This is a genomic window from Bradyrhizobium sp. SZCCHNS3002, assembly GCF_032377435.1.
GTDB lineage: Bacteria > Pseudomonadota > Alphaproteobacteria > Rhizobiales > Xanthobacteraceae > Bradyrhizobium.
Genome location: NZ_JAUHHY010000002.1, coordinates 83,654 through 108,583, shown reverse-complemented (window position 1 = coordinate 108,583; position 24,930 = coordinate 83,654). Strand labels below are relative to the sequence as shown.

Sequence of the window (24,930 nt, the reverse complement as noted above, 5' to 3'; positions counted from 1 at the left end):
TGTATCGGTCTGTCGCTGCCGCAACAAGCCTGGTCGGGCTATGGGATCTGCGAGGAGGAGCCGTGCATGAAGGGATCGATCGAAGGCTGGGGGAGCGGCATCGTCGGCATGACGATCTTCAGCGGCTCGCTGCCGGCGACGCGGGCGGCACTGGAGGGTTTTTCGCCGCTGTTCCTGACGGGCGCACGCGCGACGCTCGCGGCCGTGCTGGCCGCGCTTTGTCTCATGCTGCTGCGTCAGCCGCTCCCCGGCCGGCGCGATCTGGCGTCGCTGGCAGTCGTGTCGCTCGGTGTCGTCATCGGTTTTCCGCTGCTCACCGCTCTGGCGCTCCAGCACATCACCTCGGCCCACGCGATCGTGTTCGTCGGTCTGCTGCCGCTGTCGACCGCCTTGTTCGGCGTGCTGCGCGGCGGCGAGCGGCCGCGGCCGTTGTTCTGGCTGTTCGCTGCGCTCGGGGCTGCGGCGGTCTCGGGCTTCGCCCTGTCGCAGGATGGCGTCGCGTCGCCGATCGGCGATCTCGCGATGATCGCCGCGATCATCGTCTGCGGCCTGGGCTATGCCGAGGGCGCCATGCTCACGCGCAGGCTCGGCGGCTGGCAGGTGATCTCGTGGGCGCTGCTGTTGTCCGCGCCGCTGATGCTGCTGATGGCGGTGCTGACGCTGCCCGCCGCATCCCGTGACATCACGGCCGCGGCGTTGCTGGGCCTCGCCTATGTCTCCGTCTTCAGCATGTTCGTCGGCTTCGCCTTCTGGTACCGCGGGCTCGCCCGTGGCGGCACTGCGACGGTGGGCCAACTGCAACTGCTGCAGCCCTTCCTTGGCCTCGGTTTCGCGAGCCTGCTGCTGCATGAGCCGGTGTCGGCAACGATGATTGCCGCAGCCGGAATCGTCGTCGTCTGCGTGGCGATGGCGCGCCGCTGGGCGTAAGCCGTCGGCGGCTATTTGCGATGATAGAGTCCGGTGAAGCTGACGCCGGCGCCGCCGCAATCATTGTTGTCCTCGACCAGCAGAAGCGCGCCGATTCGCTGCAGGCGCACGCGGCACTCGTCGCCGGCATTCGGCCGCTCGAACGGCGTGCTGCCGTCGTCGACAAAGGCAATGAGGCCGCCCTTCGGCTCTGCCGTGGCGCCGAGCGATCCGTTGCGCAACTCGCGCCCGGCCGGCAGCACCTGATCGCCTTCGATCCGGAGCCGGTTGCCGGCCTCTTTCCTGATCGTCAGCCCCCCTCCAGGGTGCTCCCAGCTTCCGGTCCAGTCGGCTGTCGTCGGCGCGGCCATCGGCTCGACGGCGGTGAGGGCAGCGCGCGGCAACCAGCCGGTGGTCCAGATCTGTGCCTTCGCATGCGGCTGCTGGTAGCTGACGCAGACGAAAGCGCCGCGGGTCCTGTCGACCAGCACGAGGTCGTCGCGGACGAGGTAAGCCTTCTTCCGGCAGGCGTCGGTCGCAGCGGGACAGCTGGCGGCCTTGAAGCCGTCGTCATAGGGGCTCTTGACGAAGTTCACCCGCGGCTGGCCGCTCACTTTGGCCACGACGAGCGGCCGCGCATCATCCCAGCCGACGCCATTGCAATTGGCGGGATCGTTGGCGTCGTAGGCGGCGGCCGCCGTGAGGGGCAGGACGCCCAGGATCAGTCCGATGAAGGCCGCGCGCATCCGTCGTTCCTCTCCACGCTTCGCCAGCATTAGCCGGCGCGGGAAGACGGCCGGTTCAAACCGGCCCGACGTTTCGTCTATCCCGCTCGTCTATCCCGCGGCGATCTTGGCGGCTTCGCTCGCCGCGCGCTGCATGCTGTTCGACATCTCGGTCGTCACCGTGCTCTGCTCCTCGACGGCTGCCGCCGTCGAGGTCACATACTCGCTCACATTGTGAATGGCCTGCTTGATCTCGCCGAGCGCCAGCACCACCTCGCCCGAGATGTTGTTGAGACCTTCGATCTCCTGCCCGATCTTGTCGGTGGCGTGCTTGGCCTGATTGGCGAGGCTCTTCACCTCGGAGGCCACGACGGCGAAGCCGCGTCCGGCCTCGCCGGCGCGGGCGGATTCGATCGTCGCGTTCAGTGCCAGCAGATTGATCTGCCCGGTGATGTTGTCGATCATCTCGACGATGCCGCTCATCGCTTGCGTCGCGGCGGAGAGATGCTGCGCCTGGGTGTCCGCCGCCCCGACGCGATCGACTGCGCCCATCGCGGTTTCCCGCGACTTGGTCATGGCCTCGGAGATCTCGCGCACGGAGGCGTTGAGCTCCTCGGCGCCGGCCGCAACCGATTCCATCATGCCGCGCACGCGCTCGTTGCCCATTCGCACCAGAACCTGCTTCGTGACGTCGGTCGCGTATTTGACGACCTTGAACGGCCTGCCGTTCAGATCGAGGATCGGATTGTACGACGCCTGGATGTAGACCTCCCTGCCGCCCTTTCCGATCCGCTTGTATTCGCCGGCCTGATATTCGCCTCGGTTGAGCTTGGCCCAGAAGTCGCGATAGCCGGCGCCGTCGCGCTCGATTGGCTCGACGAACATGCTGTGGTGCTTGCCGCTGATTTCGCCGAGTGTATAGCCGAGCGCGGCCAGGAAATTGTCGTTCGCCGTGATCACCGTGCCGTCCATGTTGAACTCGATCACCGCCTGCGACTTTCCGATCGCCGCAATCTGGCCGGCCAGATCGGCGGTCTTCAGCTTTGCGGCCGTGACGTCAGTCGCGAACTTGACCACCGCGAACGGCTTGCCCCGCTCGTCGAGGATCGGATTGTAGGACGCGAGAATCCAGACCTCCTTGCCGTTCTTGCCGAGCCGTTTGTACTCGGCCGCCTGGTATTCGCCGCGATTGAGCTTGGCCCAGAAGTCGCGATAGGCCGCGCTGTCGCGCTCGGCGGGCTCGACGAACATGCTGTGGTGCTTGCCCTGGATTTCCCGTAACTCATAACCCATGACCTTCAGGAAGTTTTCGTTGGCCGTGGTGACCGTGCCGTCCATGTTGAACTCGATCACGGCCTGAGAGCGGTCGAGCGCGGCGATCTTGCCACTGTCCTTGAGGTGGGCGATCTTCTTGGCCGTGATGTCGATGGCGATCTTGACGATCTTGCAGGGCTTGCCCTTGGCGTCGAGAACCGGATTGTACGAGGCTTCGATCCAAACCTCGCGGCCGCCCTTGCCGATCCGCTTGAATTCCGCAGCCTGGAAGTCTCCCTTGTTCAACGCGGCCCAGAACGCGCGATAGTCCGCGCTCTCGCGCTGATCCGCGGGCACGAACATCGAATGATGCTTGCCCTGAATCTCCTCGAGACGGTAGCCAAGTGCGTCGAGAAAGTTCTTGTTCGCCGTTCGGATAGTGCCGTCCATGTCGAATTCGATCATGGCTTGGGAGCGGCTGATGGCAGCGAGTTGAGCCTCTGCGCCTCCAGCGGTCTTGCGAGCGAACATCGAGCGGAGTCCTTCCAGATGGGAGCGAATTCGATGATGGTATTTGCGGGTTGTTAGCTGTACGCATCTACCGGCGGCAGAGAAGGGGACGGCTCGAACGAACGACCTGCCGTCGAACCTTCCGGCACACTGAACTAATTCAGCCGACAGCATCTCGGCTCTTAGCAGGGGAGATTCGCGTCGTTCGCGAGCCAGCTAACATCGACGAAAGTGGCGAAATCTTCTTAAGATTTGCGCTTCGGCGTTTAACGAATGTTATGCACTTGTGCTCGGGATCGTTCCTGATTTAATGCTGCCGTGATGCGCACAGAGAAGCGCCCCTGATGGGGAGACAGGACATCGGACCGCCGACGAGATGTGCCTCTTGTCCTGCCAGCGACAAGGGATTTTGCGGAGCTATCTTTGCGTCGTGCGGCGATCGAGCGGCTTTCAAGGAGCTGGATCAACGCTTCTTCACGGTCGCGGCCGGCCATCCCGTAGGAACCGACTCGGACATCATCGTCCTCTGCAGTGGATGGGCGTTCCGCTATCTGCCGTTCAGCGACGGCAGGCGGCAGATCGTGAAGTTCCTGTTCACGGGAGATTTTGCGTCCGTCCGGATGATCTTCTCGAACGTGCCGTCGCGTGCGGATTTTTCCGTCAAGTCGCTCTCGGATGTCCAAGTTTGCGCTTTCCACGCCGGCGCCTTGCGCAGGAAGTGCCTGACTGATCCCTCCCTGGTGGCGCTCGGGTTCGAGCTGCTCTTGCAGGAGAGGTCGGACGCGTATGAGCTCGCGAGCGTTCTGGGACAGCGCCCCGCCGAAGGCCGGATCGCCTTTCTCATTCTCAGCCTGATGAGACGGGCTAACGCGGGCCGGCTCGATCAATCTCGAAGATATTCGCTGCCGCTGCGCCAGCAGCACATCGCCGACACGGTCGGCCTTACCACCGTTCACGTCAGCCGCATCCTGGCGCAGTTTCGCGATCGTGGCATGCTGACGATCAGCGAGGGCAGCATCATCGTGCACGACCTGCCGGCGCTCGAGGACGCGGGTGCGCTGACATAGCCTGAGCCGCCTTCGCCGTACGAGGCATCGCAAATGCCGCTCGGAGCTGCGCCGCCGTCGGGCAGGAGGTCATCGCATCCGCGTAGCCTTCACATCACCCCGATGCTCTTCAGGCTGGTGTGGCCGTTCTTGCCGACGATGATGTGGTCGTGAACCGTGATTCCCAGGGGCTTGGCGATCTCCACGATCGTCTTGGTCATCCGGATGTCGGCCTGTGACGGCGTCGGATCGCCCGAGGGATGGTTGTGCACCAAGATGATCGCGGTGGCCGACAATTCGAGCGCCCGCTTGATCACCTCGCGTGGATAGACCGGCGTATGATCGACGGTGCCGGTCTGCTGCACCTCGTCGGCGATCAGCTGATTGCGCTTGTCGAGAAACAACAGCCTGAACTGCTCCTTGTCGGCGAACGCCATGCTGGTGCGGCAATAGGTGATGACGTCCTGCCAGGACGCCAGCGCGTGCTTCTGCCGCACCTCGCCCCTGGCGATGCGGTGCGCGGCGGCGGCGATCAGCTTGAGCTGGGTGATCGATGCGTCGCCGACGCCGTCGATCTCGCGCAGCCGCGGCTCCGGCGCGTGGATCACCTCGGCGAACGATCCGAACGTTTTCAGCAGCGCCTTCGCCAGCGGCTTGACGTCGCGCCGCGGCAGCGCGGCGAACAGCACCATCTCCAGCAGCTCGTAGTCGTTGAGCGCGTCGGGGCCGGCGCTGTGAAAGCGCTCGCGCAGCCGCTGCCGGTGGCCGTGATAGTGCGGCGTGTCCGGCGGCGTATCGTTGGAAGGAGGGGCTTTCTCGGGCATCGGCGTCAGCATGCCGTGATGCCGCATTTTTGCAACCTCGAAGTGCTCGCGCGCCATGGGGCGCGCCTTGCTAGGCCGCGCGTCCCGTCAGCACGACGGCGAGGCCGACGATGAGCGAAAACGCTGTGGGATAGAAGGTGAGCGCAAAGCCGAAGGCGCGGCCCGCCGCGCCCCAGGCATAGCCGAGCCAGAACAGCAGCCGCCCGAGGCCGAACAGGATCACGAGCGTGAGCAGCAGCGGCGCGGGATGAGGCAGCGTCGCCGCCAGGCCGAGATGCACCGTGACCGCGAGCGCGGCCTGCTCCAGCGTGTTCTGCAGGATCGCATTTCCCCTGCGGACCGCATCGCTCGCGACCGTGGTCGCGCTGCCGGCGATGTCCTGGGCCGAGAAGAAGCGCAGCCGGGCGACATTGCCGATCGCGGCGAGCAGCCAGACGATCACGAACAGATCGAGCCGCAGCGCGATGGCGAGGCGCTCTGCGGCGGGCTCCGCAGGGCCGTCGCCTCGCCACAGCGCGACGCCGATGGCCGCGATCGCGATCAGCGCGGCTGCGGCCATGCCGGCGGCGACCTGGGTCTGCTCGCGATGGAATGCTGCATCCTCGGCCATGGCGATCGAGTCCTCCTGGGGCACCGGACGACGTCCATTTTGCCAGTCCGGCGATCCTGCTTACAATGGCAGACCGCGGAGGAAGGCTTCGATGCTGGCGAGGACGGGCCTCTGGTCGCCGGCGAACATCCAATGGTCGGCGCCGTCGAGCTCGACGAAACGTGCGTGGCGGATCTGGCCGGCGAGATGCCGCCCGGCCCCGACGACCACCGCGCGATCGTGGCGACGGTGCAGCACCAGGGTCGGTGCGGATATCCGTGCGAGCAGGTGGCGCACGTCCATATCGCTGAAGGCTTCGAGCAGGCCCTTGATGGCGCCGGGGCTGGATGCTGCGCGAAGCAGTCCGGCCCACCAGGCGCGCGCCTGGGGATCGCCGGCCAGGCTCGGCGCGAACGTCTCGATGCCGGCCGGTCCGCCCCATCCGGCCACGAGCTGCCGCAGCCAGATGCCGTACTGGCCGGCCTGCAGCGCATGCGGATAGTCGGCCGCAGCGCTGCCCTTGGCGAGCGAGGCGAACAGGATCAGCCCGGCGACACGTTCGGGATGGTCGGCCGCGAAGGTGATGCAGGCCGGTCCGCCCTCGGAGGCGCCGAGCAGCACCGTGCGCCGGCTGCCGGCGGCGTCGAGCACGGTCGCGATGTCGCGCGCGGTCGCCTCGACGCTCGGGCTGAAACCGACCCGGTCGGAGAGCCCGATGCCGCGGCGGTCGAACAGGATCAGACGGCCGATTCTGGCGAGCGCGGACAGCAAGGCCCGGCAGCGCGGCTCCTCCCAGATCCGTTCGACATGCGAGACGAAGCCGGGCAGCAGCAGAATGTCCAGCGGACCGGCGCCGTAGGTCTGATAGGCGAGATGAACGCCGTCGCCGAGGACATAGCGCGTCGGCGGCGCGCTTTCGCCGTGGGCCGCGACGCCCTGCGCCAGCAGCGCCAGCGTCTCCGCCTCGGGGGGCACGCCGAGCTCGTCGCGCAGCCGCTGTGTCAGGGCGCCGAGATGGCGCTCGGCGGCGGCGCGGTCGCCGGCCAGCAGCAGGCTGCGGATCAGGGCGCGGCCATAGACCTCGCTGAGCGGATCGAACGCGACGAGGCGTGCGGCATGGACCGTGGCGGCGCCATGATCACCGGCCGCGCTTCGGTCCTGCACCACGCGCTCCAGCGCCTGGACTGCCCGGCCGCGCAGGGCTTCACGCCGGAAGAACGCCCATTCCTCGAACTGCGGACAGTCGCCGGGCGTGAAGCCGTCCAGGAAGTCGCCGGAATAGAGGCGGCAGGCCAGCTCGAATTCGCCGCGGTCGCAGGCCGTTTCGAACAACCCCGAGTCGACCTCCAGCTCGACCGCGGCGGCCCATCGAACCGTCGCGCGATCGATGGTGAGGCAGCCGTCGCCGAGCGTGAGCTGGAGCCGGTGCAGCAGGCGGCGCAGCCTTGCGCGCGCCACCTCTTCCGAACTCTCGGGCCAGAGCATCGTCGCCAGCACGTCCCGCGCGACGGGGCCTTTGGCTTCCGCCAGATAGACCAGCAGGGCGAGGCCCTTGCGCAGCGCCAGCGGGCATGGCTGACCGTCGCGATGCAGCTCGGGGAAGCCAAATGTCCGGACGCGGAACTGAACCATCGGGATGCGACCTGCATGGCTGCGTCCGGGGGACGCTCGGGGGACGGTCGATTGGTAAGGGCTCAGGCTCGCACGAGACGTGACCGATCCCAGGATCGGGCGTCTCGATCACGGCCATGCCGTCCTCGATGCAACAAGGAAACATTCATGTCCGGACGCCTCCTCATCATGCTCTACGCCATCACGAGCTATGCCGTCTTTCTTGGGTCGTTCGTATGGGCGGTCGGTTTCGTCGGCAATTACAACTATCTCACGGCCAAGTCGATCGACGTCGGCGTGTCCAGCGCCGTGACCGAGGCCGTCGTCGTCGACGTGCTGCTGCTCGCGCTGTTCGCGATCCAGCACAGCGTGATGGCGCGGCCGGCCTTCAAGCGCGCATTGACGCGCATCATTCCGGCGGCCGTCGAGCGCAGCACCTATGTGCTGCTGTCCAGCCTGATCCTGCTGCTGCTGTTCTGGCAATGGCGTCCGATCCCGAATCCGGTCTGGCACGTCGAGGGTGTTGCCGCGGGCGTGCTGACCGGCCTCCACTGGCTCGGCTGGATCATCGCGCTGTCCTCGACCTACATGATCGATCATTTCGACCTGTTCGGCCTGCGCCAGGCGGTCCTTGCGCTTCGCGGCAGCGCCGGGACAGCGCAGCCTTTCAGAACGCCGCTGCTGTATCGGCTGGTGCGTCATCCGCTGATGCTGGGCTTCCTGCTCGCCTTCTGGGCCACGCCTGAGATGTCGCTCGGCCACCTGCTGTTCGCCGCCCTCAGCACAGCCTACATCCTGCTCGGGCTGCAGCTTGAGGAGCGCGATCTGGTCGCCCAGTTCGGCGACACCTACCAGCGCTACCGCCGCCGGGTGCCGATGCTGCTGCCGCGGCTGATCGGCGGCCGGCGGACTGCCGAGACCGAGACGGAGGTGCACGGCGCGCAGTAGCCGGCGCGGGCTCGACGTCGCCAGGGCCTCGTCGAGCGCGCTCGCCTTTGATTGCGGACTTGCTCGATGCAGCGCCCACGCAGACGTGAATTGGAGCGGGGGACCTCAGCACCTATGTCGGGCTTGAATGCTGCGATGCAAAATCGCAGATCGACAGCCTCCGTTCTCATCGGGCCCTATGGCCTGCCGTTCCTCCCCGAGAGAGATCCACGTTGACCACCATCACGTCCGATTCCGGCGACTCGCTGTCGGCCTGGATCACGCTGCTATTGGCCTTTTCCTGCGGGCTGATCGTCGCCAACATCTATTACGCGCAGCCGCTGATCGGGCCGATCAGCGCCGACCTCGGGCTGCGGCCGCAGCTCGCGGGACTGCTGGTGACGATGAGCCAGATCGGCTACGGCGCGGGTCTGTTGTTCGTGGTGCCGCTCGGCGATCTCATCGAGAACCGCAAGCTCGTCATCACGACCATCATCGTCGGCGCGGCCGCGCTCGGCTGCGCGGCGCTGGCGACGAGCCCGTCGACGTTCCTGCTCTCGGCGCTGCTGATCGGCTTCGGCTCGGTCGCGGTGCAGATCCTGATCCCCTATGCCGGGCACATGGCGCCGGAGGCGATCCGCGGCCGCACCGTCGGCAACGTCACCACCGGCCTGATGCTCGGCATCATGCTGGCGCGGCCGCTGGCGAGCTTCGTCGCGGCGCATGCGTCCTGGCACGTCATCTATGCCGCCTCGGCGCTCGCCATGCTGATCCTGGCCGTCGTGCTGCGCCTCGCCCTGCCGCCGCGCGAGCCGCAGGCGCGGCTGAGCTACGGCCAGCTGCTCGGCTCGATGGTCGAGCTCTATCGCGACACGCCGGCGCTGCGCCGCCGTGCGCTGTACCAGGCCGCGCTGTTCGGCGGCTTCAGCGTGTTCTGGACCACGTCCCCGCTGCTGCTGGCCGGGCCCGATTTCCGGATGTCGCAGACCGGCATCGCACTGTTCGCGCTGGCCGGCGTCGCCGGCGCGATCATGGCGCCGGTCGCCGGCCGCATCGCCGACCGTGGCTGGACGCGGCCGGCGACGATCGCCTCGATGCTGATGTGCGCGCTCGGCTTCGCGCTGACATTGGCGGCACCGCTCGGAACCCCTTGGTCGCTGGCGACTTTGGTGATCGCCGCCATCGCGATCGACTGCGGCGCGCAGCTCAGCCTGATCCTCGGCTATCGCGTGCTGTTCGTGCTCGGCGCCAGCCAGCGCAGCCGGCTGAACGGGCTCTATATGACCACCTTCTTCGTCGCCGGCGCCGCCGGCTCCGGTCTCGGTGCCTGGGCATACGCCCATGGCGGCTGGACAGCCGCCGCCGCGCTCGGCACGGCGCTGCCGCTCGCCGCTTTGGCCTATCAGTTCACCGAGCCGAATTGATCAGAACGGGCTGCGCTTGAGCCCGGGCACCAGCGCCGCGAGCCGGTCCTTGATCCATGGCGCCGGCGGCAGCTTTCCGGTGGGCATCTCGACCGCGGCGGCCGGCTTGCGGCTCACGGCGAGCGTCAGGGTCGCGAGATAGTGGTCGCGCTCCTCCTTCACCGCGCAATGCGCGCGGTGTTCGGGATCGGCTTCGGTCGCGACGCGGTCATTGGCATTGATGACCAGCCGCTGCTTCGGCCGTCCCGTGTAGTCCGGCACGTTGGTGTAGATGAACTCGTTCAGCGCCTCGGGAAAGAACGTCTGTCCGGTCAGCGCCGTGGCGTCGTCGACAAACACCCTGAAGTGGATGTGGGTGGCGCGGCCGGCATACCAGCCGGGATAAATCGTCCTGAAGCCGGCCCAGCCGGCGGCATCGGCCATCTGCGTGCCGCGCAGATACGTCTTGCCGCTCTGGTCGAGCTTGTGGGTGTCGCTCTGGCCGGGATAGCCCGAATAGATGCCGCGGGCGTCGCAGTGCCAGATGTCGACGCGCGCGCCTGGTACCGGCGCGCAGGTGCCGGCCTCGATGACGCGAAGACGCAGCCTGAGCGGCACGCCCGGCCGGTCCTCGGCGATCTCGGCGCGCACCAGCTTGGGATCGAGATAATAGGGACCGGATTCCGACTGCGGCGTCAGGAAGCAGGCCTCGTCGGCATTCGCCGACGCGGGAGCCGTCTCCGACGCTGCGCGGGCCGGCGGCGTCAGCAGCGCTGCGCCCGCCGAGAGCAGGCCGAGGACGCCACGGCGTGTTGCGTTGGTCAGAGCAGCCTCCCGCGGTCGCATGCGATGGAAGCGGCAGTCGATCAGCCCGGCATGGCAACAATCGGACGCCCGGCGACCATTGGGCCAGGCAGCCCGCTCACACCTGCGTCAGCGGCTTCTCGCCATGGCGCTCCGAGAGCGTGAAGATCTCGACGCCGTCATTGGTGACGCCGACCGAGTGCTCGAACTGTGCCGACAGCGAGCGGTCGCGCGTGACGGCGGTCCAGCCGTCGGACAGGATCTTCACATGCGGCTTGCCGAGATTGATCATCGGCTCGATGGTGAAGAACATGCCGGGCTTGAGCAGCACGCCCTCGCCGGGACGGCCGACATGGATGATGTTCGGCTCGTCGTGGAACAGCCGGCCGAGGCCGTGGCCGCAGAAGTCGCGCACCACGCTCATGCCCTGCGGCTCGACGAAGCTCTGGATCGCATGGCCGATATCGCCGGTGGTGGCGCCGGGCTTCACCGCGGCGATGCCGCGCATCATCGATTCGTAGGTCACCTCGATCAGCCGCTCGGCCTTGCGCGCGATCGGCCCGATCGCATACATGCGGCTCGAATCGCCGTACCAGCCGTCGACGATGAAGGTGACGTCGACATTGATGATGTCGCCTTCCTTCAGCGGCCGGTCGTTCGGCATGCCGTGGCAGACCACGTGGTTGATCGACGTGCAGGTCGAGTAGCGATAGCCCCGATACATCAGCGTCGCCGGATAGGCGCCATGGCTGAAGGCGAAGTCGCGAACGAAATCGTCGATTCGGGAGGTCGGCACGCCCGGCTTGACGATGTCGGTGAGCGCATCGAGGCACTTCGACACCAGCGCGCCGGCCTTGCGCATGCCGGCAAAGCCGCTCGGGCCGTGCAGCTTGATCTGGCCGTTCTTGCGCGCAGCGGCGTCGGTCGCTTCGATATAGTTCATGGGCCTGTTTCGTTCTCGAACATGTCGCGGGGTGATCGTCTAATTTAATGATCGTGCCGCCCGGTGCAAGCCGGGTCTGTACGGTTGAATCTGCCGCCCTAGCCGGTCGGCACCTCGAGCGTGGTCTCGACCGGCAGCGCGCCGCCGCGAACGCGAAGCTCTCGCACCGGATACGGCACCCGGATGCCCTCGCGCTTGAAGGCCTCCCACAGCGCCAGCATCACCTCGCTCTTGACGCTGTCCATGTAGCTGGGATCGGCGATCCAGGTGGTCAGCGAGAACTTCATGCCGGCCTCGGTGAACTCGGTCAGCAGGCAGTTCGGCGCCTTCGATTTCAAGGTGCGCGGCGTCTCGGCCGCGATCTCGGTGGCGAGCTTGCAGACGACCCGGGGATCGGCGTCGTAGTTGGTGCCGAAATTGACCTTCACCAGCGTGTTCTTGTCGGTGTAGGTCCAGTTGGTCACCTTCTGGGTGACAAGATCCTCGTTCGGGATCAGGAACTCGCGGCCGTCGCCGGCGGCGACCGAGATGTAGCGCGTGTTCATCGCGCTGATGCGCCCCGAACTGTCGCCGATCGTGACGAGATCGCCCGGCTTCACCGATTTGTCGGCCAGCAGGATGATGCCCGCGACGAAATTGGCGACGATGCGCTGCAGGCCGAGGCCGATACCGACACCGGCGGCACCGGAGAAGATCGCCAGCGCCGACAGGTTGATGCCGACCGCGCTGATCGCAATCGCAACGCCGAGGATCATCAGGCCCATGCGGACCATCTTGATCAGGAGCACCTGGATCGATGGTGTCAGGTCAGTCGAGCGCGTGATGCGGCTTTCGACGAAATTGCTGGCGACGTTGGTCAGCCACAGCACCGCGAGCAGCAGCACGCCGAGCTTGATCACCAGCAGCGGCGTCAGCCTGAGGCCGCCGAGCACGACCGAGATGGAATCGAGCGCGTCGACCACATTGTCGAGCTGGCCGATGATGCTGAGCGCGGCGACCAGCCAGGCCGAGATCGACACGATCTGCACGATGAAGGTGCTGCGGATCACCGAAGTGATCAGCCGGATCACCAGCCAGGCCAGCGCCAGCTTGAGCGCGACGGCGAGCAGGTAGCTGCGGCTCGGCCAGGTCCACAGCAACATGCCGGTGCGGGCGATCCGCATCAGGATCACGAACACGACCGTGGTGACGCTCTCCAGCAGCACCCGCAGCAGCTGCCGCAGCGGGCCCGGCCAGCCCATCGCCAGCGAGGTCATGTCGATGCGGGCGCGCACGGCGGCGCTGGCGGCAAAGGCGATGCCGGCGCCGCTCAGCACCAGCCCGAGCTGAAGATAGAACCACGGCGAAGTGACCTCGGCGCCGATCGAGCGGCCAACGGTCTGCAGGAATTCGAGAACGTCTTTCAGGTCGAGGTCCATCAGCGGGGTCTCGGAGGGGAACAGGGGCGCGGGTTGGCCGGATCAGCGGGATTTAGTTCGTTTTCGTCACGGGCGATTGCCGCGAAATATACCCCGAACGCTGGCAAGGATGGAAAAATGGGCATATCGCCGCGATAAGAGCAAATCCGGTTGGCGTGCAAGTGTGGCGACGATAAGGATGTAAAACTCGGATTCATCAACGTTTTTTCATGACATCCCTCGACGCCGTCAGCATTGCGATCCTCCTCGGTGCGGTCCTCGTCATGGCCGGCATCCTGTCGAGCCTGCTGGCGCTGCGCTTCGGCGCACCGCTGCTGCTGGTGTTCCTGGTGATCGGCATGCTGGCGGGCGATTCCGGCCCTGGTCATATCGAGTTTCAGGACGTCCGCACCACCTATCTGGTGGGCTCCGTCGCGCTGGCGCTGATCCTGTTCGACGGTGGCCTGCGCACGCGCTTCCAGAGCATCCGCACCGTGCTGGCGCCCTCGATGGTGCTTGCGACCGTCGGCGTGCTGTTGACCGCCTTCATCACCGCGCCGGTGGCGAAATATGCCCTCGACCTCGGCTGGACCGAGGCGATGCTGGTCGGCGCCGTCATTGCCTCGACGGATGCGGCGGCCGTGTTCCTGCTGGTCCACGCCCAGGGCCTGCGGCTGCGCCCGCGCGTCGGCGCCACGCTGGAGGCGGAATCCGGCAGCAACGATCCGTTCGCAGTGTTCCTCACGCTGATGCTGGTCGAGCTGATCTCGGTCGGCCACGGCAGTATCGGACATTTCGTGTTCGAGCTGGTCCGCGAGGCCGTGCTCGGCACGCTGTTCGGCATCGTCGGCGGCCGCCTCGTCGTCATCGGCCTCAACCGGGTCTCGCTGCCGCAGGGGCTGCACGCGCCGTTCGTGACCACCGCTGCGCTGGTCATCTTCGGCATGGCGCAGATCGCCCACGGCTCCGGCTTCCTCGCGGTCTATCTCGCCGGCCTGATCGTCGGCAACCGGCCGACGCGGGCGCACAACTCTGTCGTCACCTTCCTCGATGCCGCGACCTGGCTCGCCCAGATCGTGATGTTCGTGCTGCTCGGGCTGCTGGTGTCGCCGCAGCGGCTGCTCGACAGCCTGCTGCCGGCGATTGCCGTCGCGCTGATGCTGATGCTGGTGGCGCGACCCGTCGCGGTGTTTCTCTGCCTCTATCCGTTCCGGTTCAACTGGCGTGAGAAGGCGTTCATCGCCTGGACCGGCCTGCGCGGCGCGGTCGCGATCTTCCTGGCCTCGATCCCGCTGCTGGTCGGTCTGTCCAACGCCTATCTCTATTTCGACGTCGCGTTCGTGGTCGTGATCATCTCGCTGCTGGCGCAGGGCTGGACGCTCGGCATCGCCGCGCGCAAGCTGCACGTGGCGCTGCCGCGCACCGATCGCGGCCCGCGCCGCATCGAACTCGATCTGCCCGGCCAGCTCGAGCAGCAATTGGTCGGCTATTCGATCCGCTCCAAGAGCCTGTACTTCCGCCGCGGCCTGATCCCGTCCTGGTCGAAGCCGACCCTGGTGATCCGCAACCAGCAGATCCTGTCGCCGCCCGAGGCCGAGCCGATCGCGCCCGGTGACTACCTCTATCTGCTGGCGCCGCCGGAAAAGGCCGAGTCGCTCGACCGCTTCTTCGTCGACATGCCGCCGTCGGCGGCGCCCGACCCGCATCTGCTCGGCGACTTCATGGTCTCGGCCGAGCATACGCTCGACGAGGTCGCCGGCATCTATGGCGTCAGGCTCGGCGAGGGCGAGGACAAGCTGACGCTGGCCGACTATTTCGACATCCACCTCGACAACGCGCCGAAGGAAGGCGCGACCGTGGCGCTCGACACCATCGTGCTGGTCGCCCGCTCGATCTCCGGCGGCCGCGTCAACGTCGTCGGCCTGCGCCTGCCGGAGGACGAAGAAGAGGTGCCGGTGCTGACGCGCAAAGAGCGGATGAAGCGCAGACTGGCCGAAGTCTGGTCGTCGGTTGCGGGAGTGTGAGCGTCACTCTGCCGCGGGCAGGACCGCGATCGAAATCGCATTGTCCGGCGCGCCGCTGACCTGCAACACCAGGGGATGCGATCCCAGCTCGTACTTCAGGGTCTTGCGGATGCCGTCGCAATCGGTGGCGCCGCTGAAGCCGGCGGGTTTGAGGATCTTGCCGTCCTGCACGACGTCGATCCAGGCCGCGGCCGACAGGCTGATCGTGTACACGCCGGCCTTGGGCGCTGCGGTGATCCGCGTGAGGCCGGCGAAGGTGCCGTCCTTGGGCGCGCGTTCCGGTGGCATCGCCAGCCTGGCCTCGGCCGTCGGACGCAGCTCCAGCACCATGCCGGTGGCCGGGATGGCGGCGATCTCGGCGCCCGATACCAGCTTCTCGCGGTTGGCCGCGGTCAGAGCGGCACGCTCGCGCGCGATGTCCCATTTGAATTTGTCGCAGCCGCTCGGTTCGGCGGCAACCGCAGCCGAGCTCGCGGCCAGCGTGAGGAGGAAGGCAGTCGTGGCGGGACGGATCAGGATCATGACGGACTCGCGACTGTTGCGCCGCGCAGCGGCGCGCGGCATTTCGATACCGCGATAACAGGAGGTGGAGGGACCGTCATCCCCTTCGATCGTCGCGCTCACGGCGCGAACGATGTCATTCTAAAGCAATCCAGCCTTACTGCGATTCAGCCTTACTGCGATTCCTGCGCCGCGTCAGCCGTCGCTGAATCAATTCTTGGCGTCCGGCGCATGCAGCACCGCTCGGCAGCCAGGCGGCAGTTGCGCCATCGTAATCGGTTGCGGCGGCTTGGGTGGCTCTTTCGGCGGCAGCGGATGCAGCACCGCGTCCGAGAACCAATAGTCGAGGTCGCCGCAGCCATCGCCGCCCTCCTGGTTGGTCTGGCCGTGGCAGTCCGGGTTGCCCGGCGGGCACACCATGCGGATGTGGAAGTGATAGTCGTGTCCCCACCACGGCCGCACCTTGGTGAGCCAGCTGCGGTCGCCCCTGGCGTCCCGGCACAGCGCCTTCTTGATCGCGGCGTTGACGAAGATGCGCTGCACCGACGGCTCCTGGGCGGCGGCCCGGATCACGGCGAGGTGGCCCTTCGTGAACACGCGCGGATCGACATCGAGGCGATCGGGCCGAACCATCATGACCGCCGACATCTCCTCGCGCTCGTTGCGCGACAGCCTGTGGTCGGGCATCGGCGTCAGCCAGATGTCGGCGTCGAGCCCGATCTGATGGCTGGCATGGCCGCTCAGCGCCGGACCGCCGCGCGGCTGGCCGATATCGCCGACCAGGATGCCGGGCCAGCCAGCATCCTTGTGCGCGCGGGTCGCCAGCCGCTTCAGCAGCGCGATCAGGTTGGGATGGCCGAAATTGCGGTTGCGCGACAGCCGCATCACCTGCCAGCCCTCGCCATTGATCGGCATTCGCTCGGCGCCGGCGATGCAGCCGCGATTGTAGGTTCCAATCACCTTGGTCGGTTGCGCCGACGGCAGGATCCTGCGAGCGAACAGCTCCTTGGCCGGCGTATTCGGATCGTCCGGATGCGCCAATGGCGGCAGGGCCTTTGGCTCGACGCTGCCCTTGTCCTGGGCATTGGCCGGGGTCGCCGCGGCAATGACGGCCGAACTGATGATGGCGACCAGAATCAGGCGGACATGCATGAAGCCAGTGTAGCGTTTGCCGACCGGCCGAGTTGCCCAATTCTACGTCAACAGCAGGTCATTCAAGCTATTTTAACCTGGCTCTAACCCTGCTGCCGGATTGGCGGAACTGGCTGAACTCGGTTCAATTGCGTGAGTTCGTTCGGTAAATGAACAATAAGCGCAAGGCCACTGCACGGTATGCGGGTCTTTTCTGGCCGGTGGCAACCGACGTCACATATCGCTGGTTGTACCGCAGCCCTTGGTTGATCCTCGGCGCAAGGCTCAACTCTCCAAATACGCGAGTGCATCTCCCTATTCCCGTAACCAATGGCTGTCGTGTTCTGCATCAAGATACCATTTTTTCAGAAACGTGGCTGAAAACTGCCTTTTGAGAAGGAGAGTGAGGCACGCGATGCGGCCCGTTCGGCCACCCACGGCAAAAAAGCGCAATCGCGTGCCAAGCGCCCGCGATGCAGTTCACCCGGTCAAGCCAAGCCCGAAATTGCGGCGGCACAACCTGCGCAAGCTTGGCCCTGGCGATGGGAGCAAGTGCGCCGAAATGGCGATGGCGGAGGCTAAGAAGGCGCATGATCGGCTGATCGAAGCGATCGACCTTCTTCCCGAGGGGATCGTGTTCCTCGACGCCGACGGCCGTTACATCCTCTGGAACAAGAAATACGCCGAAATCTACAACCGCAGCTCGGACCTGTTCGAATCCGGCGCCCGGCTGCAGGATACGATCCGGATCGGCGTTGCCCGCGGCGACTATCCGGAAGCCGCCGGCCGCGAGGAGGAGTGGATCGCCGAGCGGCTCGAAAAGCTGTTCCATCCGAGCGGTCGCCACGAGCAGAAGCTGTCGGACGGCCGCACCATCCTGATCGAGGAGCGCCTGACCGGCGATGGCGGCATCGTCGGCCTGCGTGTCGACATCACCGAATTGAAGCAGCGCGAGGAGTCGTTCCGCCTGCTGTTCGACGGCAATCCGGTGCCGATGATCGTCTGCGCGACCGATGACGGGCGCGTGCTCGGCGTCAACGAAGCGGCGGCCCAGCATTACGGCTACAGCCGGGATGCCTTCGAGCGGCTCAGCATCCGCAGCCTGCAGGCCTATGACAGCGAGCCGCCCTGGGCCGGCGAGCAGTCCAGCGAGGAGCAGGCGGCGCGCACCTGGAAGCATGTCCGCGCCGATGGCGCCCTGATCGATCTCGCGATCTATTCGCGCCATCTCGTCCACAACGCCCAGCCCGCGGTGCTGCTGGCGCTGATGGACATCACCGAGCGCAAGCGCGCCGAGGCGCGGCTCGCCTTCCTGGCCCAGCACGACGCGCTGACCGGCCTGCCGAGCCGCAACCTGCTGCGCCAGAAGGTCGATGACAAGCTCGCCCAGATGCGGCGCGGCTCCGAGAAGATCGCCGTGCTGGTGCTCGGCCTCGATAATTTCAAGTCGATCAACGATACCCTCGGCCACGCGGTCGGCGACCGGCTGTTGCGCGGGGTCGGCAAGCGGCTGCGCTCGGTCCTGCGTCAGGAGGACATCGTCGCGCGACTGAACTCCGACGAGTTCGCGGTGGTGCAGGGAGGGCAGGCGCGGCCGGAGGATGCGGCCCAGCTCTGCCGCCGGCTGCTGGAGGCGATCGCCGATCCCTATCTCATCGACGGCAGCTCGGTGACGATCGGCGCCACGATCGGCATCGCCATGGCGCCGAACGACGGCGACGACGCCGAGAAGCTGCTCAAGAATGCCGACATGGCGCTGTCGCGCGCGAAGAACGAGACGCGCGGCACCTTCAGCTATTTCGAATCCGGCATGGATGCGCGGGCGCAGAGCCGGCGCAAGATCGAATCCGAGCTGCGCGAGGCCATCCAGCGCGACGTGCTACAGCCGCATTATCAGCCGCTGATCGACCTCTCGACCGGACGCATCACCGGCTTCGAGGCGCTGGCGCGCTGGCCGCATCCCGAGCGCGGCATGATCCCGCCGTCGGAGTTCATCCCGGTCGCCGAGGAGACCGGCCTGATCTCGGCGCTTGGCCGCGCGATGTTGCGCCAGGCCTGCAACGACGCGGCGAAATGGCCGGACGACGTCCGTGTCGCCGTGAACATGTCGCCGCTGCAGTTCCGCGTCGGCAATGTGCTGTCGCTGGTGATGGACGTGCTCAAGCAGTCGGGCCTGCCGGCGAGCCGGCTCGAGCTCGAGATCACCGAGACGCTGGTGCTGGAGAAGAGCGGCCAGGTGCTGGCCACCCTGCATGCGTTGCGCGCGCTGGGCGTCCGCATTTCGATGGACGATTTCGGCACCGGCTATTCCAGCCTGAGCTATCTGCGCAGCTTTCCGTTCGACAAGATCAAGGTCGATCAGTCCTTCATCCGCGGTCTCGCCGCCAATCGCGAGGCGCAGGCGATCGTCCGCTCGATCGTCAGCCTCGGCAAGGGGCTCGGCGTGACGATCACGGCCGAGGGCGTCGAGACGGAGGCGGAGCTGCGCTGTCTGCGCGCCGAGGGCTGCCATGAAGGGCAGGGCTATCTGTTCAGCCGGCCCCGGCCCAATGCCGACATCGTCCGGCTGTTGCAGGCGCAGCGGGACGCCATGCACGGCGCCTCACCCGGCAACGCGCTGGTGGCTTGAGCGAGCGACGCCGGCCGATGTCGGACGCGCCTCGAAGCGCCGGCGATACGCCGCGGGTGATGTTCCGACGATGCGCCGGAAAGCGACCCGAAACGTTTCGAGCGACCGGTAGCCGCACTGCGCGGAGATATCGGCCAAGGAGAGCGACGCATTCTCCAGCAGCTCCCGCGCCCGCGTCATGCGCTCCTGTTGCAGCCAGGCCGCAGGGCTCGCGCCCGTGCTGTCCTTGAACGACCGCAGCAAGGTCCGCTCGCTCATCCCGGCGCGTTTGGCCATCGCGCTGATCGCGATCGGCTGCGCCAGTCGCGCCCGTGCCCAATCCATGACGTCGCCGACCGTCCGTCCCGGGCGGGCCTGGACCGGTGCGACGACGTACTGCGCCTGCCCGCCGTCCCGGTGCGGCGGCATCACCAGCCGCCGGGCAACGCTGTTCGCAACCTTGCTGCCGAAGTCACGCCGGACCAGATGCAGGCAGGCGTCGATGCCCGCCGCGCTGCCGGCCGAGGTGATGACATTGCCCTCGTCGACGTAGAGCGTGTCCTCCTCGATGCGAATATTCGGATAGAGTCGCTTCAGGTCGGGGATGTGCCGCCAATGCGTGGTGGCGCGTCTGCCGTCGAGCAGCCCTGCCGCCGCCAGAACGAACACGCCCGAGCAGATCGACAGGCACCGCGCCCCGCGCGCCGCCGCCTGCGCGATGGCGCGCAGCAGGCGCTCGGGCGGCCGCTCGTTGCGATCGCGCCATCCCGGCACGATGATCGTGCTGGCATCCTTCAGCCGCGCAAGCGGCGCGCCGGCCTCCACCACGATGCCGCCGATGGCGCGTGACCTTCGTCCCTCGGCCGAAACCACCTTGAACCGGTACCACGGGAAATCGAACTCTGGCCGTGGCAGCCCGAAGACTTCGACCGCGATGCCGAACTCGAACGTGCACAGCCCGTCATAGGCGATGACGGCGACGAGGCCGGGATCGTGCGGAGGGCTGCTGGCTGCGGCTGACTGCATTGGCGGAAACCTACCGGACTTTGTCCGATCCGTCACTTGGGTCGCCCGGCGTAGCGCGCGAGATTGGAGCTCACGCAACGTCGCAGGAGAGAGACGATGACGACCCATGTCACCGAGGTGCCCGCAGCCCCGTCAGCCCAGGCGCTCGCCCATTTCGAGGCGATGCTCTCCTTCGAGACCGATTGCTGGGACGTGCACGAGAGTCTGCATGCAGCAGCTCCGGACTTCATCCTGGTGGATGTCAGGGGCCCGGCCTCGTTTGCCAGGGGGCATATCGCCGGCGCCATCAACATCCCGCACCGGACCATGACCGCGGAGCGGATGGCCGAGTACGCGAACCACAGGCTGTTCGTGGTCTACTGCGCCGGCCCGCACTGCAACGGCGCCAACCGCGCCGCGATCCGGCTTGCGCGGCTGGGACGGCCCGTGAAGATGATGATCGGCGGCATCACCGGCTGGCAGGACGAGGGCTTTGCGCTCACGACCGGCGATTGAACCTGAGCACCCGGTTCTTACGCCATCCTCCGTGTCGTCCCGGCGAACGCCGGGATCCATACCGCGGGAGCTATCGAGGGACGGGGGCTGGCAGTTGTCTGCCTCACGCCAGCCGGTGGCTATGGATCCCGGCTCAAGGGGCCGGGACGACACCGGTTTTCGGGGGCGCAGCGTCGGCAACTATCACTACGCCGCCTTGCGCAAGCCGGCGAGGAAGGTGTCGACGCTCTTGAACAGGTCGTTCGCATGCTTGCCGAGGTCGCGCGTCGCGACCATGACGTGATCGGCGAGCTGGCGCGACTGCTCGGCCGCGTCGCTGGCGCCGACGACGTTCTGCGACACCTCGTTGGTGCCGGACGCCGCCTGCTGGACGCTGCGCGCGATCTCGCGCGTCGCCGAGCCCTGCTGCTCGACGGCGGCGGCGATGGTCGCGGCAATGCCGCTGATCTCCTGGATCGTGCCGCTGATGCCGCCGATGGCGCTGACGCAGTCGGACGTCGCGGCCTGGATCGAGGTGACCTGGCCGGCGATCTCTTCCGTCGCCTTGGCGGTCTGACCCGCCAGCTCCTTGACCTCGGCGGCGACGACCGCAAAGCCGCGGCCCGCCTCGCCGGCGCGCGCCGCCTCGATGGTGGCGTTGAGCGCGAGCAGGTTGGTCTGGCTCGCGATCGCGTCGATCAGGCGCAGCACGTCGCCGATCCGCTCGGCGGCGGCCGCGAGGCTCTCGACCATCTCGGTGGTCTGCCGCGCCTTGATCACGGCGCCGTCGGCGACCTTGCTGGAATGCGCGACCTGGCGGCCGATCTCGGTCACCGAGGAGGCGAGCTCCTCCGAGGCCGCGGCGACGGTCGATACGCCGCTGGAAGCTTCCTCGGACGCCGCCGCCGCGGCCGCCGTGCGCTGCGAGGTGCCGTTGACGCTGACCGTGATCTCGTGGACGACGCGCTCCATGTCCGCCGTCGCCTTGGCGACCGAGGACACGACGCCCTTGACGTCGGCCTCGAACCGGTCGGCCATCTGTCGCTGTAGCGCCTGCTTCTCCTGCTCGGCGCGGTGTTGCGTCGCCTCCTGCGACTCGCGCAGGCTGGCCGTCTCGATCATGTTGCGGCGGAACACGTCGACCGCCTGCGCCATCGTGCCGAGCTCATCCTTGCGCTGGCCGCCGGGGATTGCGACCTCGGTGTCGCCGCTCGACAGCCGGTGCATGACGGCAGTGATGGCGACCAGCGGGCGCGAGATGCCGCGGGCGACGAACAGCGCAACGATGACGGCGAGCAGCAGGATCACGACCGTGCCGATGATCAGCTGCTGCTGCGCGCTGGCGGCGGCGGCCTCGTAAGCCGTGGTGTCCTTGATCAGCTCGAGCACGGCGATCGGGTCGCCGGCGTAGTTCCTGATCTGGCCGGCATAGACCGCGGCGGGCTTTCCGGCCAGGGTGGCATCGCGCAGCAGCGCCGTGCCCTTGAACACTGCGAGCACCTCGTCCGGGGTGGCGACGGTCTCGTCGCCGAACGTCGAGGACAGCCGCTTCGGCTGGCCGTCGTTGATCCAGTAGACGGCGAGATCGATGCCGAAGCGCTGCTTGGCGCGCTCGACGAATTCCTTGCCGAAGGCGGCGCCGACGTCGACGGTCGCGATCACCTTGCCGTCGCGCACGATCGGGGTCATGCCGAAGATGCCGAGCGACAGCCGGCTCTGCTCGACGCCGGCGATCAGGCGGCCGGTCTGGTTGGCCTGCACCACCGTGATGCGGCGCTTCGAGGTGTCGTCGCCGAACACCTTCGGCTCATGCACGCGATAGAAATTGGTGGCCGGCGGCGCCCATACGTTCACCAGCGGAATGCCTTGCGCCTTCAGCGACGTCATGGCGCCGCCGAGCAGGGCGCCGAGCGCGTCGCGGTCACCCTTGAGATAGGCATCGGCGATCGGCGGCAGCGCCGCCAGGGTCGAGCTCACCGCCAGCGCGGCGCGGCCTTCATAGTCGATGCCTGCCGACACGCTGTCGAACTGCAGCTTCAACTGCTGCTCCAGCGCCAGTCGGGTCAGGGCGCGCTGCTGGATGACGGAGAAGGTGCCGAGCACGGCACAGGCGATGGCGACGGTGAGCGAGAGCGCGATGATCAGGCGGGCGGAGATCGACCGGAGACGGGACATTCGGGGCATTCCTTGCTTTGCAGCAAGGGTCCCAGAATACCATTAAGGAACAGATACCGTAGTTGCACGGGAGCGCTGGTTCCGCTTTGGAATCCGGTTTTTCTTCAGCCTATGGTGCTGATGAAACCAGGACAGGGGGCGGACCCGCGCCTCAGCTATCGACCTTGAGCGCGGCGATGAAGGCTTCCTGCGGGATGTCGACCTTGCCGAACTGCCGCATCTTCTTCTTGCCTTCCTTCTGCTTCTCCAGAAGCTTCCTTTTGCGCGTGATGTCGCCGCCGTAGCACTTGGCGGTGACGTCCTTGCGCAGCGCGCGCACGGTCTCGCGCGCGATCACCTTGCCGCCGATCGCCGCCTGGATCGGGATCTGGAACATGTGCGGCGGGATCAGGTCCTTCATCTTCTCGACCATGGCGCGGCCGCGCCCTTCGGCGCGGGTCCGGTGCACCAGCATCGACAGCGCATCGACCGGCTCGTTGTTGACGAGGATCTGCATCTTGACGAGGTCGGCCGGCTTGTAGTCGGTCAAATGATAGTCGAACGAGGCGTAGCCCTTGGAGACCGATTTCAGCCGGTCGTAGAAATCGAACACGACCTCGTTCAGCGGCAGGTCGTATTTGACCATCGCACGGGCGCCCACGTAGGTGAGCTCCTTCTGATTGCCGCGGCGGTCCTGGCACAGCTTCAGCACGCTGCCGAGATATTCGTCCGGTGTCAGGATCGTGGCCTCGATCCAGGGCTCCTGGATCTCGGCGATCTTGACCACGTCGGGCATGTCCACGGGGTTGTGGATCTCGATCTCCTCGCCGTCGGTCAGCTTCATCTTGTAGATGACGGAGGGCGCGGTCGCGATCAGGTTGAGATCGAACTCGCGCGACAGCCGCTCCTGGATGATCTCGAGGTGCAACAGGCCAAGGAAGCCGCAGCGGAAGCCGAAGCCGAGCGCGGCGGATGTCTCCATCTCGAACGAGAAGCTGGCGTCGTTGAGCCGGAGCTTGCCCATCGCTGCGCGAAGCGTCTCGAAATCGTCGGCGTCGACCGGGAACAGGCCGCAGAATACGACCGGGATGGCCGGCTTGAAGCCCGGCAGCATCTCCGAGACCGGCTTGCGGTCGTCGGTGATGGTGTCGCCGACACGGGTGTCGGCCACCTCCTTGATCGCGGCGGTGATGAAGCCAATCTCGCCGGGCCCAAGCTCGTCGACCTGCTGCATCTTTGGCGTGAAGAAGCCGACGCGCTCGACGTCATAGGCGGCCCCGGTGCCTATCATCCGGACGCGCTGGCCCTTCTTCATGACGCCGTCGACGATGCGCACGAGAACGACGACGCCGAGATAGACGTCGTACCAGCTGTCGACCAAGAGCGCCTTCAGGGTCGCATCGCGGTCGCCCTTCGGCGGCGGCAGCCGGGTGACGATCGCCTCCAGCACGTCGGGAATCCCGAGGCCGGTCTTGGCCGAGATCATCACCGCGTCGGACGCGTCGATGCCGATGACATCCTCGATCTGCTGCTTGATCTTCTCGGGCTCGGCGGCCGGCAGGTCGATCTTGTTGAGGACCGGAACGATCTCGTGGTTGTTGTCGAGCGCCTGGTAGACATTGGCGAGCGTCTGCGCCTCGACGCCCTGGCTGGCGTCGACCACCAGCAGCGAGCCTTCGCAGGCGGCGAGCGACCGCGACACCTCGTAGGCGAAGTCGACGTGGCCGGGCGTGTCCATCAGGTTGAAGATGTAGTCCTTGCCGTCCTTGGCGCGGTACTGCAGGCGCACGGTCTGCGCCTTGATGGTGATGCCGCGCTCGCGCTCGATATCCATCGAATCGAGCACCTGTTCCTTGCCCGCCATCTCGCGGTCCGACAGGCCGCCCGTCATCTGGATCAGGCGGTCGGCGAGCGTGGACTTTCCATGGTCGATATGGGCGACGATGGAGAAGTTGCGGAAGTTGGGAATGGGGACGGTCGTCATGGGTCGCGCAGATAGCATCCCGAGCCCCCAACCAGCAACCATATTGCTGAATTTCCAGGGCCTTTCTTCACGCCAAGCTGATTCCCCGT

The 24,930-nt window shown here is 66.7% G+C and carries 20 protein-coding genes; 7 read left to right on the top strand and 13 right to left on the bottom strand.

The annotated features are described in order from the left end of the window. Positions 1-66 precede the first annotated feature (66 nt). Positions 67-927 carry a DMT family transporter gene (locus tag QW845_RS04905; RefSeq protein WP_315800522.1) on the top strand — a complete coding sequence of 287 codons (861 nt, stop codon included), beginning with the start codon at positions 67-69 and terminating at the stop codon, positions 925-927. A gap of 11 nt (positions 928-938) precedes the next feature. Here QW845_RS04905 and QW845_RS04900 read toward each other — a convergent pair whose 3' ends face one another. Both QW845_RS04900 and QW845_RS04895 read right to left on the bottom strand, forming a co-directional pair. Continuing rightward, a complete protein-coding gene (locus QW845_RS04900) occupies positions 939-1,652 on the bottom strand; it encodes a hypothetical protein (protein WP_315800521.1) in 714 nt (237 codons plus the stop codon). A gap of 90 nt (positions 1,653-1,742) precedes the next feature. Further along, positions 1,743-3,416: a PAS domain-containing methyl-accepting chemotaxis protein gene (locus QW845_RS04895; RefSeq protein WP_315800905.1), complete on the bottom strand. Its 1,674-nt coding sequence runs from the start codon at positions 3,414-3,416 to the stop codon at positions 1,743-1,745. A gap of 323 nt (positions 3,417-3,739) precedes the next feature. Between QW845_RS04895 and QW845_RS04890 the strand changes: the two genes are divergently transcribed. After that, on the top strand, positions 3,740-4,462 hold the full coding sequence (locus QW845_RS04890; RefSeq protein WP_315800520.1) for a Crp/Fnr family transcriptional regulator: 723 nt from the start codon (positions 3,740-3,742) through the stop codon (positions 4,460-4,462). 89 nt (positions 4,463-4,551) lie between these two features. Here the strand turns inward: QW845_RS04890 and radC are convergent, their stop codons facing one another. The 3 genes from radC to QW845_RS04875 all read right to left on the bottom strand — a co-directional run bounded on the left by radC (position 4,552) and on the right by QW845_RS04875 (position 7,486). After that, complete coding sequence (gene radC, locus QW845_RS04885; RefSeq protein WP_315800904.1) at positions 4,552-5,265, bottom strand: RadC family protein; 714 nt, start codon at positions 5,263-5,265, stop codon at positions 4,552-4,554. Between the two features lie 70 nt (positions 5,266-5,335). Beyond that, on the bottom strand, positions 5,336-5,875 hold the full coding sequence (locus tag QW845_RS04880) for an MAPEG family protein (RefSeq protein WP_315800519.1): 540 nt from the start codon (positions 5,873-5,875) through the stop codon (positions 5,336-5,338). 60 nt (positions 5,876-5,935) lie between these two features. Continuing rightward, a complete protein-coding gene (locus QW845_RS04875) occupies positions 5,936-7,486 on the bottom strand; it encodes an alpha/beta fold hydrolase (RefSeq protein ID WP_315800518.1) in 1,551 nt (516 codons plus the stop codon). 147 nt (positions 7,487-7,633) lie between these two features. Between QW845_RS04875 and mddA the strand changes: the two genes are divergently transcribed. Continuing rightward, positions 7,634-8,413, top strand: coding sequence for a methanethiol S-methyltransferase (gene mddA, locus QW845_RS04870; protein ID WP_315800517.1), 780 nt, complete (start codon positions 7,634-7,636; stop codon positions 8,411-8,413). A 212-nt stretch (positions 8,414-8,625) separates the two neighbouring features. Then, positions 8,626-9,816 carry an MFS transporter gene (locus tag QW845_RS04865; protein WP_315800516.1) on the top strand — a complete coding sequence of 397 codons (1,191 nt, stop codon included), beginning with the start codon at positions 8,626-8,628 and terminating at the stop codon, positions 9,814-9,816. Here the strand turns inward: QW845_RS04865 and QW845_RS04860 are convergent, their stop codons facing one another. The 3 genes from QW845_RS04860 to QW845_RS04850 all read right to left on the bottom strand — a co-directional run bounded on the left by QW845_RS04860 (position 9,817) and on the right by QW845_RS04850 (position 12,960). After that, entirely contained in the window at positions 9,817-10,620 is an 804-nt protein-coding gene (locus QW845_RS04860) for an intradiol ring-cleavage dioxygenase (RefSeq protein WP_315800903.1), read from the bottom strand. It lies immediately after the preceding gene. Positions 10,621-10,717: 97 nt separating this feature from the next. Further along, complete coding sequence (gene map / locus QW845_RS04855) at positions 10,718-11,542, bottom strand: type I methionyl aminopeptidase (protein ID WP_315800515.1); 825 nt, start codon at positions 11,540-11,542, stop codon at positions 10,718-10,720. Between the two features lie 98 nt (positions 11,543-11,640). Continuing rightward, on the bottom strand, positions 11,641-12,960 hold the full coding sequence (locus QW845_RS04850; protein ID WP_315800514.1) for a mechanosensitive ion channel family protein: 1,320 nt from the start codon (positions 12,958-12,960) through the stop codon (positions 11,641-11,643). Positions 12,961-13,169: 209 nt separating this feature from the next. On the opposite strand from QW845_RS04850, the gene QW845_RS04845 reads away from it, so the two are divergent. Continuing rightward, positions 13,170-14,963 carry a potassium/proton antiporter gene (locus QW845_RS04845; protein ID WP_315800513.1) on the top strand — a complete coding sequence of 598 codons (1,794 nt, stop codon included), beginning with the start codon at positions 13,170-13,172 and terminating at the stop codon, positions 14,961-14,963. Positions 14,964-14,966: 3 nt separating this feature from the next. Here the strand turns inward: QW845_RS04845 and QW845_RS04840 are convergent, their stop codons facing one another. Continuing rightward, the gene (locus QW845_RS04840) at positions 14,967-15,485 is read right to left on the bottom strand and encodes a hypothetical protein (protein WP_315800512.1); all 519 of its coding nucleotides are present in this window, start codon (positions 15,483-15,485) and stop codon (positions 14,967-14,969) included. 189 nt (positions 15,486-15,674) lie between these two features. Further along, positions 15,675-16,616 (bottom strand): penicillin-insensitive murein endopeptidase, encoded by a 942-nt coding sequence (gene mepA, locus QW845_RS04835; protein WP_315800511.1) that lies wholly within the window; start codon positions 16,614-16,616, stop codon positions 15,675-15,677. 394 nt (positions 16,617-17,010) lie between these two features. On the opposite strand from mepA, the gene QW845_RS04830 reads away from it, so the two are divergent. After that, positions 17,011-19,224, top strand: coding sequence for a putative bifunctional diguanylate cyclase/phosphodiesterase (locus tag QW845_RS04830; protein ID WP_315800510.1), 2,214 nt, complete (start codon positions 17,011-17,013; stop codon positions 19,222-19,224). Here the strand turns inward: QW845_RS04830 and ftrA are convergent. After that, entirely contained in the window at positions 19,198-20,229 is a 1,032-nt protein-coding gene (gene ftrA / locus QW845_RS04825; RefSeq protein WP_315800902.1) for a transcriptional regulator FtrA, read from the bottom strand. The genes QW845_RS04830 and ftrA overlap by 27 nt on opposite strands. A 96-nt stretch (positions 20,230-20,325) precedes the next feature. On the opposite strand from ftrA, the gene QW845_RS04820 reads away from it, so the two are divergent. Then, a complete protein-coding gene (locus QW845_RS04820) occupies positions 20,326-20,724 on the top strand; it encodes a rhodanese-like domain-containing protein (protein WP_315800509.1) in 399 nt (132 codons plus the stop codon). A gap of 186 nt (positions 20,725-20,910) precedes the next feature. Here QW845_RS04820 and QW845_RS04815 read toward each other — a convergent pair whose 3' ends face one another. Together QW845_RS04815 and lepA are read right to left on the bottom strand one after the other, a co-directional pair. Then, a complete protein-coding gene (locus QW845_RS04815; RefSeq protein WP_315800508.1) occupies positions 20,911-22,878 on the bottom strand; it encodes a methyl-accepting chemotaxis protein in 1,968 nt (655 codons plus the stop codon). Between the two features lie 151 nt (positions 22,879-23,029). Further along, positions 23,030-24,841 (bottom strand): translation elongation factor 4, encoded by a 1,812-nt coding sequence (gene lepA / locus QW845_RS04810; RefSeq protein WP_315800507.1) that lies wholly within the window; start codon positions 24,839-24,841, stop codon positions 23,030-23,032. Positions 24,842-24,930: the final 89 nt, after the last annotated feature.

Bases quoted from the DNA above. Each gene is read 5' to 3' on its own strand.
- mepA (WP_315800511.1), bottom strand. From the start codon at position 16,616: ATGCATGTCCGCCTGATTCTGGTCGCCATCATCAGTTCGGCCGTCATT.
- QW845_RS04830 (WP_315800510.1), top strand. From the start codon at position 17,011: ATGCGGCCCGTTCGGCCACCCACGGCAAAAAAGCGCAATCGCGTGCCA.
- QW845_RS04840 (WP_315800512.1), bottom strand. From the start codon at position 15,485: ATGATCCTGATCCGTCCCGCCACGACTGCCTTCCTCCTCACGCTGGCC.
- QW845_RS04815 (WP_315800508.1), bottom strand. From the start codon at position 22,878: ATGTCCCGTCTCCGGTCGATCTCCGCCCGCCTGATCATCGCGCTCTCG.
- map (WP_315800515.1), bottom strand. From the start codon at position 11,542: ATGAACTATATCGAAGCGACCGACGCCGCTGCGCGCAAGAACGGCCAG.
- QW845_RS04890 (WP_315800520.1), top strand. From the start codon at position 3,740: ATGGGGAGACAGGACATCGGACCGCCGACGAGATGTGCCTCTTGTCCT.
- radC (WP_315800904.1), bottom strand. From the start codon at position 5,265: ATGCCCGAGAAAGCCCCTCCTTCCAACGATACGCCGCCGGACACGCCG.
- QW845_RS04900 (WP_315800521.1), bottom strand. From the start codon at position 1,652: ATGCGCGCGGCCTTCATCGGACTGATCCTGGGCGTCCTGCCCCTCACG.
- lepA (WP_315800507.1), bottom strand. From the start codon at position 24,841: ATGACGACCGTCCCCATTCCCAACTTCCGCAACTTCTCCATCGTCGCC.
- QW845_RS04850 (WP_315800514.1), bottom strand. From the start codon at position 12,960: ATGGACCTCGACCTGAAAGACGTTCTCGAATTCCTGCAGACCGTTGGC.
- QW845_RS04820 (WP_315800509.1), top strand. From the start codon at position 20,326: ATGACGACCCATGTCACCGAGGTGCCCGCAGCCCCGTCAGCCCAGGCG.
- mddA (WP_315800517.1), top strand. From the start codon at position 7,634: ATGTCCGGACGCCTCCTCATCATGCTCTACGCCATCACGAGCTATGCC.
- QW845_RS04875 (WP_315800518.1), bottom strand. From the start codon at position 7,486: ATGGTTCAGTTCCGCGTCCGGACATTTGGCTTCCCCGAGCTGCATCGC.
- QW845_RS04905 (WP_315800522.1), top strand. From the start codon at position 67: ATGAAGGGATCGATCGAAGGCTGGGGGAGCGGCATCGTCGGCATGACG.
- QW845_RS04895 (WP_315800905.1), bottom strand. From the start codon at position 3,416: ATGTTCGCTCGCAAGACCGCTGGAGGCGCAGAGGCTCAACTCGCTGCC.
- QW845_RS04845 (WP_315800513.1), top strand. From the start codon at position 13,170: ATGACATCCCTCGACGCCGTCAGCATTGCGATCCTCCTCGGTGCGGTC.
- QW845_RS04880 (WP_315800519.1), bottom strand. From the start codon at position 5,875: ATGGCCGAGGATGCAGCATTCCATCGCGAGCAGACCCAGGTCGCCGCC.
- ftrA (WP_315800902.1), bottom strand. From the start codon at position 20,229: ATGCAGTCAGCCGCAGCCAGCAGCCCTCCGCACGATCCCGGCCTCGTC.